General features: G+C 70.0%; 14 protein-coding genes. 7 read left to right on the top strand and 7 right to left on the bottom strand.

Annotated features, from left to right (window positions below; all coding sequences use genetic code 11):
- Positions 1-1,278: an extracellular solute-binding protein gene (locus ACFWV3_RS30790; RefSeq protein WP_382416295.1), complete on the bottom strand. Its 1,278-nt coding sequence runs from the start codon at positions 1,276-1,278 to the stop codon at positions 1-3.
- Between the two features lie 82 nt (positions 1,279-1,360).
- A complete protein-coding gene (locus ACFWV3_RS30785; RefSeq protein ID WP_382416293.1) occupies positions 1,361-2,020 on the bottom strand; it encodes a copper homeostasis protein CutC in 660 nt (219 codons plus the stop codon).
- A gap of 366 nt (positions 2,021-2,386) precedes the next feature.
- Here ACFWV3_RS30785 and ACFWV3_RS30780 point away from each other — a divergent pair, with 366 nt between their 5' ends.
- On the top strand, positions 2,387-2,992 hold the full coding sequence (locus tag ACFWV3_RS30780) for an RNA polymerase sigma factor (RefSeq protein WP_382416291.1): 606 nt from the start codon (positions 2,387-2,389) through the stop codon (positions 2,990-2,992).
- 59 nt (positions 2,993-3,051) lie between these two features.
- Positions 3,052-3,474, top strand: coding sequence for a carboxypeptidase regulatory-like domain-containing protein (locus tag ACFWV3_RS30775; protein WP_382416424.1), 423 nt, complete (start codon positions 3,052-3,054; stop codon positions 3,472-3,474).
- A 920-nt stretch (positions 3,475-4,394) separates the two neighbouring features.
- Here the strand turns inward: ACFWV3_RS30775 and groL are convergent.
- From groL to ACFWV3_RS30755, 4 genes are all read right to left on the bottom strand, one after another.
- The gene (gene groL / locus ACFWV3_RS30770; protein ID WP_285642802.1) at positions 4,395-6,014 is read right to left on the bottom strand and encodes a chaperonin GroEL; all 1,620 of its coding nucleotides are present in this window, start codon (positions 6,012-6,014) and stop codon (positions 4,395-4,397) included.
- A 214-nt stretch (positions 6,015-6,228) separates the two neighbouring features.
- A complete protein-coding gene (locus tag ACFWV3_RS30765) occupies positions 6,229-7,458 on the bottom strand; it encodes a serine/threonine-protein kinase (RefSeq protein ID WP_382416288.1) in 1,230 nt (409 codons plus the stop codon).
- 67 nt (positions 7,459-7,525) lie between these two features.
- Entirely contained in the window at positions 7,526-7,732 is a 207-nt protein-coding gene (locus tag ACFWV3_RS30760) for a cold-shock protein (RefSeq protein ID WP_030470913.1), read from the bottom strand.
- A 78-nt stretch (positions 7,733-7,810) separates the two neighbouring features.
- A complete protein-coding gene (locus ACFWV3_RS30755) occupies positions 7,811-8,452 on the bottom strand; it encodes an AIM24 family protein (protein ID WP_382416286.1) in 642 nt (213 codons plus the stop codon).
- 71 nt (positions 8,453-8,523) lie between these two features.
- Here ACFWV3_RS30755 and glp point away from each other — a divergent pair, with 71 nt between their 5' ends.
- The 4 genes from glp (at position 8,524) to pssA (ending at position 13,032) form a co-directional block, all read left to right on the top strand.
- A complete protein-coding gene (gene glp, locus ACFWV3_RS30750; protein WP_382416283.1) occupies positions 8,524-9,717 on the top strand; it encodes a gephyrin-like molybdotransferase Glp in 1,194 nt (397 codons plus the stop codon).
- A 28-nt stretch (positions 9,718-9,745) separates the two neighbouring features.
- Complete coding sequence (locus ACFWV3_RS30745; protein ID WP_382416281.1) at positions 9,746-11,164, top strand: M48 family metalloprotease; 1,419 nt, start codon at positions 9,746-9,748, stop codon at positions 11,162-11,164.
- Between the two features lie 204 nt (positions 11,165-11,368).
- The gene (locus ACFWV3_RS30740) at positions 11,369-12,064 is read left to right on the top strand and encodes a phosphatidylserine decarboxylase (RefSeq protein ID WP_382416280.1); all 696 of its coding nucleotides are present in this window, start codon (positions 11,369-11,371) and stop codon (positions 12,062-12,064) included.
- Positions 12,064-13,032, top strand: a complete 969-nt coding sequence (gene pssA / locus ACFWV3_RS30735) for a CDP-diacylglycerol--serine O-phosphatidyltransferase (protein ID WP_382416278.1) — start codon at positions 12,064-12,066, stop codon at positions 13,030-13,032. The genes ACFWV3_RS30740 and pssA overlap by 1 nt, the downstream gene beginning before the upstream one ends.
- Before the next feature lie 69 nt (positions 13,033-13,101).
- Here pssA and ACFWV3_RS30730 read toward each other — a convergent pair whose 3' ends face one another.
- Positions 13,102-13,308 (bottom strand): hypothetical protein, encoded by a 207-nt coding sequence (locus ACFWV3_RS30730; protein WP_382416276.1) that lies wholly within the window; start codon positions 13,306-13,308, stop codon positions 13,102-13,104.
- A 79-nt stretch (positions 13,309-13,387) separates the two neighbouring features.
- On the opposite strand from ACFWV3_RS30730, the gene ACFWV3_RS30725 reads away from it, so the two are divergent.
- A complete protein-coding gene (locus tag ACFWV3_RS30725; protein ID WP_382416274.1) occupies positions 13,388-15,541 on the top strand; it encodes an AAA family ATPase in 2,154 nt (717 codons plus the stop codon).
- Positions 15,542-15,840 lie beyond the last annotated feature (299 nt).

Here is a 15,840-nt window from a genome sequence, read left to right as displayed (position 1 = left end):
TCACGACGTGAAGGCCGCGTTCATGGTCTTGGCGGCGTCGGTGGTGGCCGTGTCGACGTTCTTCGCGCCGGTGACGACCTCCTGGATCATCGTCGGCACCACGGTCTGCGCCTCGATCTTCGCCCACGCCGGGGTGACGGGGACGAACTTCGTGCCGGACTGCAGGGTCTTCGTGAACGGCTCCAGGAACTCGTCGGAGTCGCTGACCTGCTTCTGCACGTCGGCGAACGTCGGCAGGTTGCCCATCGCCGTGTACATCTTCTGCTGGTACTTCTTCGACGCCAGCAACTGCGTGAACTCGGTGGCGAGCGTCTTGCGCTGCGTGCCCTTCATGACGCCGAGCAGGTTGCCGCCGGCGAACGCGGGCGCGATCGAGCCCTTCTCCTTGCCGGGCAGCGGAACCACCTTGTACTTGCCGGCGGCGGACGACGCGTCGACGGACTTGCGGTTGAAGTCGCCACCGATGGTCATGGCGGCCTTGCCCGCGCGGAACGCCTCGACGCTCGCGTCACCGCCGTTGCCCGCGCAGGTGGCGGGCGGGCAGATGTCGTCCTTGATCAGCTCGGTGTACTTGGCGACACCGGCCCTGGCCTCTGCGCTGTCGATCGTGGCGGTGAACTTGCCGCCGTCCTGCTTGGCGAGGTCGCCGCCGTTGGCCCAGATGAACGGCAGTGCCGCGAACAGGTACTTGCCGCCGGCCGAGATGCCGATCAGCTCCGGCTTCTTCTGCCGGATCTCCCGGGCGGTCGTCGCGATCTCGTCCAACGTCGCCGGCGGCTTGAGACCGAGCTCGGTGAACACGTCCGTGCGGTAGTAGAGCGCACGGACGCCGACGAACCATGGCACGCCGTAGGTCTTCCCGTCGACCTTGGCCGTGTCGAGGATCGTGGGGACGAGGTCCTTGGACTCGTCCCACTTGCCCAGGTCGAGCTCCGAGAAGCCACCGGCGGAGACGTAGCCCGCGAGGTCGGTGTTGCCGAACTCGGCCACGTCCGGAGCGCTCTTCGGGTCGCTGAACGCGGCCTTGAAGCGCTCGGCACGGCTCGCCACCTGGATGTACTGGACATCGACCGTGACGCCGCTGTGCTTGCCCTGGAACTCGGAGACCGCCTCCTTCACCACGGCCTCCTTGGGGCCGCGGTTGACCTCGTCGAACAGCCACACCCGCAGCTGCCCGGTCTGCTCGTCGGTGCCGGAGCTCGTCGGTCCGGACTGCACCGGTGCGCAGGCGACCACCGCGCCCACGCCCAGCACCGCCGCCAGAGTCTTCAGCCGCATCGTCGCGCCCTCCACGTTGCGTATGTTGCAACAGCTATTTCACAGGAAGCAACGTGACTGTAGAACGGACCGGAGCAAGGGTCTAGACCAGACGAGTGACCCAATCCCTCACAGATGAGACGTCCACCGGTGAATCCCAGCCGGACGGGCGGACGGCGCTGCCGACGTGGAAGCCCGTCACGCCCGCTGCCAGCAGCTCCGGGACGTGCCGCTGCTGCAGCCCGCCGCCGACGAGCAACGCGGGCGGCGCCTGGGACGTCAGTTTCTTCAGGTTCTCGAGCCCGTCCTCCACACCCTTCGGGCTGCCCGCGGCGAGCACGGTGTCGCAGCCGAGGGTCTGCACGGTCGCCCAGGAGCGGAAGACGTCGTTGGAGTTGTCGAGCGCGCGGTGGAACGTCCAGGCACACCCTTCCAACTCCGCGAGGAGGTTCAAGGTGACGCCCTCGTCGATCTCACCTTCCGCGTCGAGGAAGCCGAGCACGAACTCGGTGGCGCCCGCCTCCCGCAGCTCCCACGCCTGCCGGCGCAGCTGTTTGAGGTTGCCGGGCGCGAACCCCTTGGCGTCCCTGAGCATCACGCGGATCGGGATGTCGACGGCCGCGCTCGCCTCCTTGAACGTGGCGACCGAGGGCGTGAGTCCGTCGGAAGCCATGTCGGAGACCAGTTCGAGCCGGTCGGCGCCACCCTCCTGGGCGGCCACGGCGTCCTTCGCGGTGAGTGCGATCACTTCGAGAATCGGCATGGTCTAGACCATAACGGTCCGCCACCGCGGTGCCGCGAGAGTGCTTTCGCGAATGGGGAGCCGAGTCGCACTTCCGTGCGTCTGAGGGCTGCATCTGCTCGCCTGAGTTCCGCTCTTCCTGGATGAGCGCTGTGCACAGGCGCGGGGCACGCGTCAGCCGGTTCGAGGGGTGCCGGCTGACGCAGGTCCCGACACCGGCGGCCCGTGATGCGGAGGGGGAATCACGGGCCGTTGGCATGTCCGGGAAAGATGAGGTCAGCTGGTCGTCGATACTGCTCCAATCGAGTGAATTTCGTATCTACCGCCCAGTTAGCCCCTCATGAGTTGGCGGACGGCGCTGACAGGGCGACCGATCGGAGGTGCTGCATGGACGAGCTGCACACGGCGGATGACCGTCCGCCGTGGGACGGGCTTGAGGGCACCGAACGACACGCGGTGTGCGTGACCGCGGCGCGCGACGGCAACCGGGACGCGTTGAACGTCCTGGTGGACGAGCTGAACCCGGTGCTGTGGCACGTGGCCAGGGGTCAGGGCCTCGACCGGTCCGTCGCGGAAGACGTCGTGCAGACCGTGTGGCTCGCGTTCTTGAAGAACATCGAGAACATCCACGAGCCGAAAGCCCTGGTCGGCTACCTGGTCGTCACCACGAGGCGTGAAGCGCGCCGAACTTGGACACCCAACAAGCGTGAGACGCACCTGTCCGACGAGTACGCAGAACAGCTCGAGTCCAACACCGGCCTGCCCGAGGACGTGACGCTGATGGACGACCGCGACCGCCGCCTGTGGCTCGCGTTCGGCCGCCTGACCACCAGGTGCCAGGAACTGCTCAGGCTCACGGTGCTGGCGGGGCGCGCCGAGTACCGAGCGGTCGCCGAGGCACTCGCCATGCCCCACGGCAGCATCGGTCCGACCAGGGGACGGTGCCTGACACTGCTGCGCAACTACCTGGAGACGGAAGGAGGATCGCGGTGAACGAGACCGACCCGCGCGACGACCGCAGGGGCCTTGAGGACACCGCAGTCCTCTCCGAGCTGAACAGGCTCGTGGACGAACTGGACCCACCCCCCGCCGACCTGGTGGACCGCGTGAAGTTCGCGATAGCCCTGGAGTCGCTGGACGTGGAGGTGGCCCGCTGGGAACGAGCGGGCTCGTTCGCCGGTGTCCGCGGCGGCCAGACGGGCACGATCACCTTCACCGTCGACAACCTGACCCTGATGGTGAACTTCACCTCGACCGGGTCCCGTCACCGGATCGACGGGTGGCTGGTGCCGGCCGGCGAGCACGAGGTCGAGGTGCGGGTGGCCGACCACAAGTCATCCTGCACGCGTGCGGACGACGGAGGCCGGTTCGTGCTGCCCGACGTGCCGGCTGGGACCACGCAGATCCTGGTGCACCTGGTGAACTCCCGGGGGGAGCCCGGGCGGACCGTGGTCACGCCGACGATCATGCTTTGACGGTTTTGGGATTGGCTGGGGTTTCTGGGGTTTTAGCTGGGTTGCGTGCTGGGGGGCGCGTTTCGGGTTTTGGGGTGAGTTCCAGCGGAGGGGTCCCGTTGGGGTGCGTTCCGGGCGCGGTTCCAGGGTTGGCCGTGCGAGTTCCAGCGTTGGCCGTGCGAGTTCCAGCGTGGTCGCCGTGCGTTGTGCCGTTCCTGTTCCAGCGTGGTCATGCACCTCGGACGAAGCATCGGGGTACATCGCCGCTCCGCGACGATTGCGATTGGGGCTTGACTTCGGGGCCCTTGCGAGGCGCTTGGTCGGCCGGAAAAGGCCGGATGCTTCGCACCCGGCCGATCCCGAAAATGGGTAGCACCTCGCACCCAAAGTCAAGCCCCAATCGCCAAACCACGAATGGGCCCACCGCTACCCATCGGCGCAAGGTCTGCACGGCTCGCCTTCGGCATCGCGCACGCCAGTGGCTCGACATCACGCATGCCCCGCACCTCAGCCGCGTTGGAATGCCGCCGGTGGCGATGCGCAGCGAGCCGACAAGACCACCGCATTTTCAAGCGATGCCGAAGGCGAGCCGTCTTCCCTGACGCCGCTGGGCAGCGGTGCACCCACTCGTTTTTTGCGATTGGGGCTTGACTTTGGGTGCGAGGTGCTACCACTAGTGGATCGGCCGGTTGCGGAGCATCCGGCCTTTTCCGGCCGAACCAGCGCCTCGCAAGGGCCCCGAAGTCAAGCCCCAATCGCGGATCGTCGCGCAGCGGCGATGAACACCCTCGCTTCGTCCGAGGTGCATGACCACGCCGGAACCGGCACGGACCACACAGGCAGAACCACGCTGGAACTCGATCCAACCCTGGAACCGCACCCGGAACGCCGAGAGGCCCGGCTCGCCGAAGCGAACCGGGCCTCTCGGAGGTGGAACGGACTCAGAAGTCCATGCCGCCGGCGTCCGGAGCGGCCGGGGCCGCGTTCTTCTCCGGCTTGTCCGCGACGACGGCTTCCGTCGTCAGGAACAGGGCGGCGATGGACGCGGCGTTCTGCAGCGCGGAACGCGTGACCTTGGCCGGGTCGATGATGCCCGCGGCGACCAGGTCCTTGTACTCGCCGGTGGCGGCGTCCAGGCCCTCGCCCGCGGGGAGGGACTTGACGCGCTCGACGACGACGCCGCCCTCGAGACCGGCGTTGACCGCGATCTGCTTGAGCGGGGCCTCGACGGCCACCTTGACGATGTTGGCACCGGTGGCCTCGTCGCCCGTGAGCTTCAGGCCCGCGAAGGCGGCCTCGGCGGCCTGCAGCAGCGCGACGCCACCGCCAGCGACGATGCCCTCTTCGACGGCCGCCTTCGCGTTGCGAACGGCGTCCTCGATGCGGTGCTTGCGCTCCTTGAGCTCGACCTCGGTGGCCGCGCCCGCCTTGATGACGGCCACGCCGCCGGCGAGCTTGGCGAGGCGCTCCTGGAGCTTCTCGCGGTCGTAGTCGGAGTCCGACTTCTCGATCTCGGCGCGGATCTGGTTGACGCGACCCTGGATCTGGTCGGCGTCGCCGGAGCCCTCGACGATGGTCGTCTCGTCCTTGGTGACGACGACCTTGCGGGCCTTGCCCAGCAGCGAGATGTCGGCGTTCTCCAGCTTCAGGCCGACGTCCTCGGTGATGACCTGGCCGCCGGTGAGGGTGGCGATGTCCTGGAGGATGGCCTTGCGGCGGTCGCCGAAGCCCGGGGCCTTGACGGCGACGGACTTGAAGGTGCCGCGGATCTTGTTCACGACCAGGGTCGCGAGGGCCTCGCCCTCGACGTCCTCGGAGATGATCAGCAGGGGCTTGCCGCCCTGCATGACCTTCTCCAGGAGCGGGAGCAGGTCCTTGACCGTGGAGATCTTGGAGCCGAACAGCAGGATGTACGGGTCCTCGAGGACCGCTTCCTGGCGCTCGGGGTCGGTCACGAAGTAACCGGAGATGTAGCCCTTGTCGAAGCGCATGCCTTCGGTGAGCTCGAGCTCGAGACCGAGGGTGTTGCTCTCCTCGACGGTGATGACGCCTTCCTTGCCGACCTTGTCCATCGCCTCGGCGATGAGCTCGCCGATCGTCGGGTCGGCGGCGGAGATGGACGCGGTAGCAGCGATCTGCTCCTTCGTCTCGATCTCCTTGGCGGCCTTCAGCAGCTGCTCGGCGACGGCCTCGACGGCCTGCTCGATGCCGCGCTTGAGGCCCAGCGGGTTGGCGCCGGCCGCGACGTTGCGCAGACCTTCGCGAACCAGTGCCTGGGCGAGAACGGTCGCGGTCGTGGTGCCGTCACCGGCGACGTCGTCCGTCTTCTTCGCGACTTCCTTGACGAGCTCGGCCCCGATCTTCTCCCACGGGTCCTCGAGCTCGATCTCCTTCGCGATGGAGACGCCGTCGTTCGTGATCGTCGGCGCACCCCACTTCTTCTCGAGCACGACGTTGCGGCCCTTCGGGCCGAGCGTCACCTTGACGGCGTCAGCGAGGGTGTTCATACCCCGCTCGAGACCGCGGCGGGCGTCCTCGTCGAACGCAATCATCTTGGCCATTGCGGTGTGTTCCTCCGCCTTTGTGGTTTCCGGGCCACTGCGGGCCGGCAGAGCCCACAGCGGAACACGATGCGAGTGGCCAGGTTGGTGCCCGCGACGGACGACCCCGGAGGGCCTCACCGTCCCAGCCTCACTTCTTGGCACTCGACTGCGCCGAGTGCTAGTTCGTGTTTAGCACTCGGGCACGGCGAGTGCAAGCGACCTCAGGCGACTCTCAGCGTGACGTGCGCACCGGCACGGAGGTGGGCAGCGGCTTGCGCGAGGTCGGGCCCTCGTCGCCGATGTTGAGCGTCGGCGAGCTGTTCGTCTTGGGCTGACGCGCGGGCTCGTCGCCGGGCGACAGGATGATCACCACGATGATGATCACCACGATCGCCACCGCGGCCGCGATGACCGGCGCGAACCACGCGGGCCGTTCCTTGCGGCCGGAGGTGAACGCGCTCGCGCCCACCTGGTTCGGCGGGCGCAGGCGGACCGGGTCGCCCAGCGGTTGCTGCTGGTAGCCGCCCTGGTACGGGTTCTGCTGCGGCATCGGGCCCGACACCGGCGACTGGCCTTGGGCGGGGACCGAGCCGGACTGCGGCCCGAGCTGAGCGGGAGCCGAGCCGAGCGCGACCCCGGAGAGGGCGACGCGGGCGGCGTTGATGAGCTCGGCGCAGTTGGCGAACCGCTGCGCCGGGTCCTTCGAGGTGCCCTTGCGGATGACCTCGTCGATCGCCGGCGGCAGCGCCACGAGCTGCGACAGCGCAGGGACGTTCTGGCCGAGGTGGCCCGCGATGACCTCCTGCACGCCGCCCTGGAACGGCGGGCGGCCGCTCAGGCAGGCGAACAGCATGCAGGCCAGCGCGTACTGGTCGGTGCGGCCGTCGACCGGCTCGCCGCGCAGGTGCTCCGGCGCCGCGTAGGTCGGCGAGCCGAGGAAATCACCCGTACGGGTGCGGTGGCCGGTGGCGCCGCGGCGGGTCAGGCCGAAGTCGGCGACGTAGACGTGCTCGCGCGACCCCTCCTTGGTGGTGACCAGGACGTTCGCCGGCTTCACGTCGAGGTGCACGAGGCCCTTGCCGTGCAGCATGTCGAGCGCCTCGGCGACCTGGCCGAGCAGCGTCAACGTGCGCGCGGGGGTGAGCGGGCCCTCCTTGATGTGGCCCGCCAGGTCCTGGCCGTCCACCAGCCGCATGGCGATGTACAGCAGGCCGTCGACCTCGTCGAAGTCGTACAGCGGCACGATGTTCGCGTGGTCGATGGCAGACGTGTTGCGCGCCTCGTCGACGAACCGCTCGCGGAACTCCGCGTCGGGCGCGAGGTGCTCACCGATGACCTTGAGCGCGACCTTGCGACCGAGCCTCACGTCCGTGGCCCGGTAGGTCACGCTCATGCCACCACGGCCGAGCACGCCGTCGATCCGGTAGTGGGCGATCCGCCGTCCGCTCAGGTCCTCAGACACGCGAGGCAGCCTAACGCGCGACGAGATCGACGTGCTCGGGGTTGGTCCAAGCTGTGATCAGGAAGGCTCACCCGGCGCGGCGCACGTCCGATGCCTGGCTGCGCCCATCGCGTCCCGCCTGCACCTCGAACTCCACGCGATCGCCTTCGGAGAGCGTCCGGAAGCCTTCCATCTGGATCGCCGAGTAGTGCACGAACACGTCGGGCCCGCCGTCGGTTGCGATGAAGCCGTATCCCTTTTCGGAGTTGAACCACTTGACGGTACCGAGAGCCAAGGCGTCCTCCTTCAGATCACGCAAACGCAGAACGCAACGCTAAAAGAAGACAAGTCACGCGGATACCTCCTTACGGAGTCATGAACGCGAGCTGACTCCGTTGGCGCGCAACCAGGTGGTGAGCCGTCGCGGGCCGCGCGTCTGGGTGATGACCGCGCCCGGACCAGCGAAGTCGAACACCAGGCCCTCGCCGGTGTGAATGGATTGCACGCCGTCGGGCACCGACGGGCGGAGCCGGCATTGCAGCGTGTCGGCGAACGCCACGACGTGGTCGCTGCTGATCGTCACGGCCTCGCCCACCGCCAGCGTCACGAGGTCGAGGGCGCCGTAGCAGGCGAGCACGACCGCCCCCTGGCCGTGCGCGTAGTTCAGGAAGCCCTCCGCGCCGCCGAAGAGCGCCTTCATCATCGGCGACTCGGGGTTCATCGCCACCGTGCTGCTGGACGCGACCCAGCCGTGCCGGGAGACGCACCAGCCGTTCTTCCCGTCGAGCTCGACCTGGTGCAGGTCGCCGGGCAGGACGGGCGCCGCGTCCAGCCAGCCGCCCTCGACCCCCGCCGTGCACAACGCCACCGCCTTCGAGCCCGTGCCCTTCACCTCGACCCCGAGCCCGTAGCTCGTGGCCGCGATGGTCATCGGGTCGACCAGCACCATCTCGCCGGGCGCGAGCACGAGTCTCGCGACGCCGAACGTCGGTGTGTGCCTGGTCCGGACCTGCACGAACAACACCTCCGGTGGAGAACTGGGCAAGGCGGTCGTCACGACCGGCGCGACGTTGGCAGTATGCAGTCGTGCCCCCCACCTCTGTCGCCGAACACCGTCAACGCGTCGCGGATCTCGTCGGGCTGATGCCCGTGCTGCAGCTGCCGCTCGAGGACTGCCTCGGGCTGGTGCTCGCCGCCGACGTGATCGCGCCGCTCTCCCTGCCGCCGTTCGACAACTCGGCGATGGACGGGTATGCGGTGCGCGCGGCCGACCTGGGCGAGCTCCCGGTCCGGCTGCCGGTCGCCGACGACATCCCGGCGGGCCGCGTGGAGCTGACGCCGCTGGAGCCCGGCACCGTGCAGCGGATCATGACGGGCGCACCGGTGCCGTCCGGCGCGGACGCCGTGGTCCAGGTCGAGTGGACCGACGCCGGCACGGAGACCGTGACGATCAACCGGGCCGTCGAGGCCGGCGCGAACATCCGCACCGCGGGCGACGACGTCGGCAAGGGCGACCCGGTGCTGGTCGCGGGCACGGTGCTGCGTCCGTCCACGGTCGGCCTCGCCTCCGCGCTGGGACTGGCCGAGCTGCCGGTGCGCCGCCGCCCGCGCGTGCTGGTCCTGTCGACGGGCTCCGAGCTGGTCGAGCCGGGCACGCCGCTGCTGCCGGGGCAGATCTACGAGTCCAACGGCATGATGCTCGCCTCGGCCGTGCGCGAGGCCGGCGCCGAGGCCGTGCGGCTGAGGTTCGTGCCGGACGACGTGGACGCGTTCCACGAGGCGTTGCGGCCGTACCTGGGCTCGGTGGACGTGATCGTGACGTCCGGCGGGGTCAGCGCGGGCGCGTACGAGGTGGTCAAGGACGCCCTGGCGAGCCACGACGTGGAGTTCACCAAGGTCGCTATGCAGCCGGGCGGGCCGCAGGGCTCCGGCCGGTACGAGGGCCTGCCGGTGCTGACGCTGCCGGGCAACCCGGTGAGTGCGCAGGTGTCGTTCGAGGTGTTCGTGCGGCCCGCGCTGCTCGCCTCGATGGGCCACCGGCAGGTCGAGCGGACGACGGCCCGCGCCTCGCTGTCGGCCGGGCTGACCTCCCCCGCGGGCAGGACGCAGTTCCGGCGCGGCCTGTACGACCCGGCGTCCGGCGAGGTCGTGACACCGGTGGGCGGGCCGGGGTCGCACCTGCTGTCGGCGCTCGCGCTGTCGAACTGCCTGATCGAGGTGCCCGAGGACGTCACCGAACTGGCTGCGGGCGACGAGGTCGTCGTGAGATACCTGCAGTAGTTCAGGAGCGATCTGGGGGAAGCACGACATGAGAGCGGCACTGGCGCTGGCCATGCTCGCGGGGTTCTTCGTGCTCGCGGTGGCGGTGTTCGCGGGTTTCGGCGGGGTGGCGGTCACGCTGTTCCAGCGCGGTGAGGTCGAGGGCGGGGCGTTGGTCGCCTGCCTGGCGCTCGTGCTGGGCGGCCCTCCGCTGGTGGCGATGGCGATCGCGGTGTGGGTGAGCCCGAAGCCGGAGGGCGTCGCACTGACCAGGGAGACGCACCCGGCGCTCTGGCAACACGTCGACGAGCTGGCGCGGATCGCGGGCACCCGCGGCCCCGACGACATCCGGCTGGTCGCCCACGCGAACGCGAGCGTGTGGGAGCGCCACGGCACGCGCTACCTGGAGCTCGGCCTGCCGTTCGTCGCGGGGATGTGCGTCGGCGAGCTCAGGTCGGTGCTGGCGCACGAGCTCGGCCACTTCGGCGGCGGGCACACCAAGACCTCCGCGCTGACGTACCGGGCGCTGCTCACCCTGAGGCTCACGGCCCAGCGGTTCGACACACTCGGTCTCCTCTACGCGTGGGCCCGGCTGTACGCGCTGGTCGCGGCGTCGGAGAGCCGCAAGCACGAGCAGTTCGCCGACGAGGTCGCGGTCGCCGCCGCCGGACGGGAGGCCGCAGCGCGGGCGATGCTGCGGATCGGCCCGATCTCCGAGGCGTGGGACGACTACCTGCAGTGGTACGTGTCGCTCGCGGCCCATGCCGGCCGCACCCCGCCGCTGCTCGACGGCTTCCGCTCCTACCTCGACCACCCGCGGCGTGTGCACCGGCTGCGGGAGCTGGAGCCGGTGCTCGCGGAGCAGGAGCCGGTCTCGGTGTTCGACAGCCATCCCCCGGTCCGCGAGCGGGTGGCCGCGATGAGGTCGGCCCGGCCGTCCTCGGTCGTGGCGGACGCCGTCGACGAGCGCCCCGCCCGCGCGTTGCTGGAGGGCACCGCGCCCGAGGAGGTCGCGGACCTGGTGCGGGTGTCCGGGCCGCCCGTCAGCTGGGAGGAGCTCGCCACGACCGCGGGACCCGCCCTGCTGCGCTGGAACGCGGAGAAGCTCCGGCACGCGGGCAGGGTGAGCAGGATCGGCGACTCGCTCGCGGCCGTGCTGACCGGTCTCGAGCAGGGCAGGCTGCACGACCTCACCGGACGGCCGGTCGATGCCTCGCTGACCACGGAACAGGTGCACGACGCCGCCGTGCGCGCCGTGACGGAACTCCTCGCGTGCGCGGTCGCGGACCAGCTCGTCTCGGCCGACCGCGCGACCCCGGAGCTGAACTGGGGCGGGATGTTCGTGCTGCGGCTACCCGACGGAGCTGCGGTCTACCCGGACGACCTGGTCGCCCCCGCCGTCCGTGACGCTAACCAGGTCGCGCTGGTGCGGCAGCGGCTGCGGGCGATCGGCGTCGACGGAGTGTGACGGAAGGCTCACCCAACGACGTTGTTCACCCCATGTGACGGGGATTACACTCAATGGAGGTGCCGGTCGGCGCGTGCGTTCGTCGGGGGATGCACGGGCCGACCGGCCACTTGTCTTCGCGGCGGTCCCGATGGGCGGTTTGGCCCGTTGCCGTAGCGTGATGCCGCCCGACAACCCACCGAAGCTACGGAACCCACAGACACGATGAGCAGCGAGAAGCCCGTCTCCCACTTCCTCGAACTCGCGCGCGGCATGGTGCCGCCGATGCACCCGGCAGGGCGCCCGTTCGTCGCCGGTGCGGCGATCGCGACCCTCCTCGTCCGGCTGCGCTTCAAGCGGCTCGGCGTCGTCCTCGGCCTGGTCACGGCGTGGGTGGCGTGGTTCTTCCGCGAGCCGAAGCGGGTGACCCCGACGCGTCCGAACATCGCCGTGGCCCCGGCCGACGGCACCGTCTCGCACGTGGTCGACGCCGTCCCGCCCGCCGAGCTCGGCCTGGGCTCCCAGCCGATGACGCGCGTCAGCGTGTTCCTCTCGGTCTTCGACGTGCACGTGCAGCGCGTGCCCGCGGACGGCGAGGTCGTCCAGGTCTCGTACCACCCCGGCAAGTTCCTCTCGGCCGACCTGGACAAGGCGTCCGAGGAGAACGAGCGCAACACCGTGTGGCTGCGCACGGTCGACGGCCACGACCTCGTCGTCGTGCAGATCGCCGGCCTGGTCGCGCGCCGCATCGTGTGCGAGGTCGCCGAGGGCGAGAAGGTCGCCGCCGGCCAGACCTACGGCCTGATCCGCTTCGGCTCGCGCGTGGACCTCTACGTCCCGCGCGGCAGCCGCGTCCTGGTCGAGGCCGGCCAGCGCACGATCGGCGGGGAGACCGTCCTCGCCGAGCTCCCGGAGGCCTGATGGCGCCCAGCGGGCCCGGCGTTCGCCTGCTGCCGAACGCGATCACGGTCCTGGCGATGTGCTCGGGCCTGTCCGCCGTGCACTTCGCGAACGTCGGCATGTGGGGCGCGGCCATCGCCTCGATCGCGGCAGCCGCCGTGTTCGACGGCCTGGACGGCCGCATCGCCCGCCTGCTGGACGCGACGTCGAAGATGGGCGCGGAGCTGGACTCGCTGGCCGACGCCATCTCGTTCGGCGTCGCGCCCGCTCTCGCGATCTACCTCTGGAAGTTCGAGGGCGACCGCACCGGCTGGGTCATCGCGCTGATCTTCGCGGTCTGCATGGTGGTCCGCCTGGCCCGCTTCAACACGTTGCTGGAGAAGGAACAGCCGCCGTTCGCGAAGGAGTTCTTCGTGGGCGTCCCCGCCCCGGCCGGCGGGTTGCTGTTGCTCCTGCCCCTGATCATCGAGGAGCAGGTGCGCCGCGACGGCTGGTGGAACTCGCCGGTCGTGGTCGGCATCTGGACGGTCGTGGTCGCGATCCTGCTGGTGTCGCGCATCCCGACCCTGTCCGTGAAGACCGTGAAGGTGCCCCCGCGCGCCGTCGCCCCGCTGCTGGTGGCCGTCGGTCTGCTGGCAGCCGCCGTGATCACGTACCCGCTGGTGGCGCTGATCATCGCGATGGTCGTGTACCTCGCACACCTGCCGTACTCGGTGCGCCGGTACATGTGGCTGTCCAAGCACCCCGAGGCGTGGACCGTCACGGGCGCCGACCGCCGTGCGATCAAGCGCGCGCACGGCGTGGCTGCGCGTCGTCTCGGCTTGCGTCAGCCTTTGCAGAGCCGTGTCGCTGGTGCGGCTATCCGGGCCGTGCGTCGTCCGCGACGTGACGCGTCCACTGCTGCGGCGGCGGAGGGGACGGCTCCTTCTGCCGGGAACCGGCGGCGGTCCTGGCGGCAGCTGGGGTTGCGGCGACAGTCGAAGCCCTGATCTCTTTTGCTTGGCCTGCGGGTCGGACACGTACATCACGTGTCCGGCCCGCAGTCTTTTTCGGCGTTGCTACTTGCCCTCGGAGATCAGGCGAGCCGCATCCTCGACAACTTCTGCCCCGACGTCGACGCCCTCTGCTGCGCACGCTTCCAGAAGCGCCTCTCGCACTTGCTCGACCGGATGACCGACATGGGTTTCACGAACGACGGCGAGAGCACGTCCGAACTTCTCGACGTGCGCTTGCACGAGCGGCATGACCTGGTCGTAATCGCTCACTTCGACATCACACCACCGACCACGCGGGCGGAGTCGCATCGGCGTACGGCGAGCGGCTCCAGCAACTAGAGTCGTCGTCGTGATCACGCTGACGGCTCGCCTGTCCCCGTCCGCACTGGACACCCGGCGCGGCGTCGTCCGCCTCCACCCCGAGGTGCTCGACGCCTTGGGCTTGCGCGCCTGGGACGCCGTGAAGCTCACCGGCGCCCGAGTCAGCGCCGCGCTCGCCGCCGCGGGCGACCACCCGCCGGGTGTGGTGCTGGTCGACGACGTGACGCTCACGAACCTCGGTGTGGTCGAGGGTGCCGAGATCGTGGTGGCGCCGGTCGAGGTCACGGCGGCGCGGTCGATCACCGTTGCGGGCTCGCGGCTGGCGACCACCGCGTTGACGCCGGAGCACGTGCGGATGGCGTTGACCGGCAAGGTCCTGACGGTGGGCGACAGCGTGTCGTTGCTGCCGCAGGACCTGGCGCCGCCGCCCGGTGCGAACGTGTCCGAGACGCGGCGGAAGCTGTCCAACGCCATCGGCATGACGTGGACCAACGAGCTGATCACCATCACCTCCACCGACCCCGCCGGTCCGGTGGCCGTGCAGCCGTCGAGTGTCGTGGGCTGGCGTTCGGTCTCGGCGCCCGCCGCCGAGGTGACGCCCGTGGTGGTGCAGGAGAAGCACGAGGCGTTGCCCGTCGCGGACCTGGTCGGGCAGCGTGAGCAGGCCAAGCGGCTGACGGAGTGGCTGGAGCTGATGTTCCGGCAGCCCGAGCTGCTGATGAAGCTGGGCGCGTCCGCCCGGCTGGCCGCCATGGTCAGCGGACCCGAGGGGGTCGGCAAGGCGACGCTGGTCAGGGCCGTGGCGCGGTCCGTCGGCGCGGAGCTGGTGGAACTGGCGGCGCCCAGCATCGCGGTGCTGGAGCCGGGTGCGATGGCCAAGCAGCTGGGCGACACGATCGCCGGCGTGCTCGAGCAGCCCACGGTGCTGCTGCTCACCGACATCGACTCGCTGCTGCCCACCGCACCGCCGCCCGTCGCGACCGTGGTGCTCGACATCCTGCGCACGGCCGTGTCCCGCCCGAACCTCGCGCTGGTCGTCACCTCGGCCCGCGCCGAGTCGGTGGACGCCCGCCTGCGCGCACCGGACCTGGTCGACCGCGAGCTGACGCTCCCCCTCCCGGACGCGGCCGGCCGCACCGAACTGCTCCGCGTGCTGCTGCGCGACGTTCCCGTCCAGTCCGATGTGGACTTCGGCGAGGTCGCCGCCCGCACACCGGGATTCGTGGCGGCCGACCTGTGCGCCCTGCGCCGCGAGGCCGCGGTCAGGGCTGCACTCCGCCAACGCGAGGCAGCGGAACCCCGTGTGGGACAAGAAGACCTGCTCGGCGCACTGAACACCGTGCGCCCGATCTCGATGTCCGCTTCGGACACCGTCCAGACCGGCGGCCTGACGCTGGAGGACGTGGGCGACATGAAGGAGGTCAAGCAGTCGCTCACCGAGGCGGCGCTCTGGCCCCTGCGCTACCCGGACTCCTTCGCCCGCCTGGGCGTCGACCCGCCACGCGGCGTGCTCCTCTACGGCCCGCCCGGCTGCGGCAAGACCTTCCTGGTCCGCGCACTGGCGGGCTCCGGCCAGCTCAACGTCCTGACGGTCAAGGGCGCCGAGCTGATGGACAAGTTCGTGGGCGAGTCGGAACGAGCGGTCCGCGAACTCTTCCGCCGAGCCGCCGACGCCGCCCCGGCCCTGGTCTTCCTGGACGAGGTCGACGCACTGGCCCCACGCCGAGGCCAGTCCTCCGACGCAGGCGTGGCGGACCGCGTGGTGGCAGCCCTGCTGACCGAACTCGACGGCGTAGAACCCCTCCGCGACGTAGTGGTGATCGCCGCAACGAACCGCCCGGAACTGATCGACCCGGCCCTGCTCCGCCCAGGCCGCCTGGAACGCCTCGTCTACGTGCCACCACCGGACGCCGAAGCCCGCACCGAGATCCTGAAGGCCGCGTCCCGCAACACCCCGCTGACCAGCGACGTAGACCTGAAGGCTCTGGCAGAGGAGCTGGACATGTACTCGGCAGCGGACTGCGCAGCCCTGGTGCGGGAGGCAGCGCTGACCGCGATGCGGGAGTCCCTGGACGCCGCCGAGGTGACGCAGGCACACCTGGCAAAGGCACGCGAAGTGGTGAGGCCTTCACTGAACCCGGCACAGCTAGCGTCACTGGCGGCGTACGCGGCGGGCCGCTAACGCGAAGCCGAAGGCGAGCAAGCGAAGGCGAAGCCGAGCCCTTTGCTTTGAGCCAAGAGCGCCGGCGGTGGGGTGCCCGTCACGAGTCGCGCCACAGCTCTCGCTGCACGTGAGGAGGGGTGTCAACCCGGCACGCTTTTCGCCGGGTTGACACCCCTCCTCACGTGTGGCTCGCTCCTGGTGCGGCTCGTGACGGGCACCCCACCGCAACGCAACCACGAACGAAACAGGCAGCCGCCCAACACAAACAGGCGTGCCATCAACCCGCCGACGGCGCGGGGCCCCCGATCAGATTGCCG

Source organism: Lentzea sp. NPDC059081 (assembly GCF_042738015.1).
In the GTDB taxonomy this organism is placed as follows: domain Bacteria; phylum Actinomycetota; class Actinomycetes; order Mycobacteriales; family Pseudonocardiaceae; genus Lentzea.
Note: the sequence above shows the minus strand (reverse complement) of the source record. Positions and strands in the feature narration are given on the sequence as shown.

Excerpts from the sequence above, each read along its gene's own strand:
- ACFWV3_RS30785 (WP_382416293.1), bottom strand. The coding sequence starts at position 2,020 with ATGCCGATTCTCGAAGTGATCGCACTCACCGCGAAGGACGCCGTGGCC.
- pssA (WP_382416278.1), top strand. The coding sequence starts at position 12,064 with ATGGCGCCCAGCGGGCCCGGCGTTCGCCTGCTGCCGAACGCGATCACG.
- ACFWV3_RS30780 (WP_382416291.1), top strand. The coding sequence starts at position 2,387 with ATGGACGAGCTGCACACGGCGGATGACCGTCCGCCGTGGGACGGGCTT.
- groL (WP_285642802.1), bottom strand. The coding sequence starts at position 6,014 with ATGGCCAAGATGATTGCGTTCGACGAGGACGCCCGCCGCGGTCTCGAG.
- ACFWV3_RS30745 (WP_382416281.1), top strand. The coding sequence starts at position 9,746 with ATGAGAGCGGCACTGGCGCTGGCCATGCTCGCGGGGTTCTTCGTGCTC.
- ACFWV3_RS30790 (WP_382416295.1), bottom strand. The coding sequence starts at position 1,278 with ATGCGGCTGAAGACTCTGGCGGCGGTGCTGGGCGTGGGCGCGGTGGTC.
- ACFWV3_RS30740 (WP_382416280.1), top strand. The coding sequence starts at position 11,369 with ATGAGCAGCGAGAAGCCCGTCTCCCACTTCCTCGAACTCGCGCGCGGC.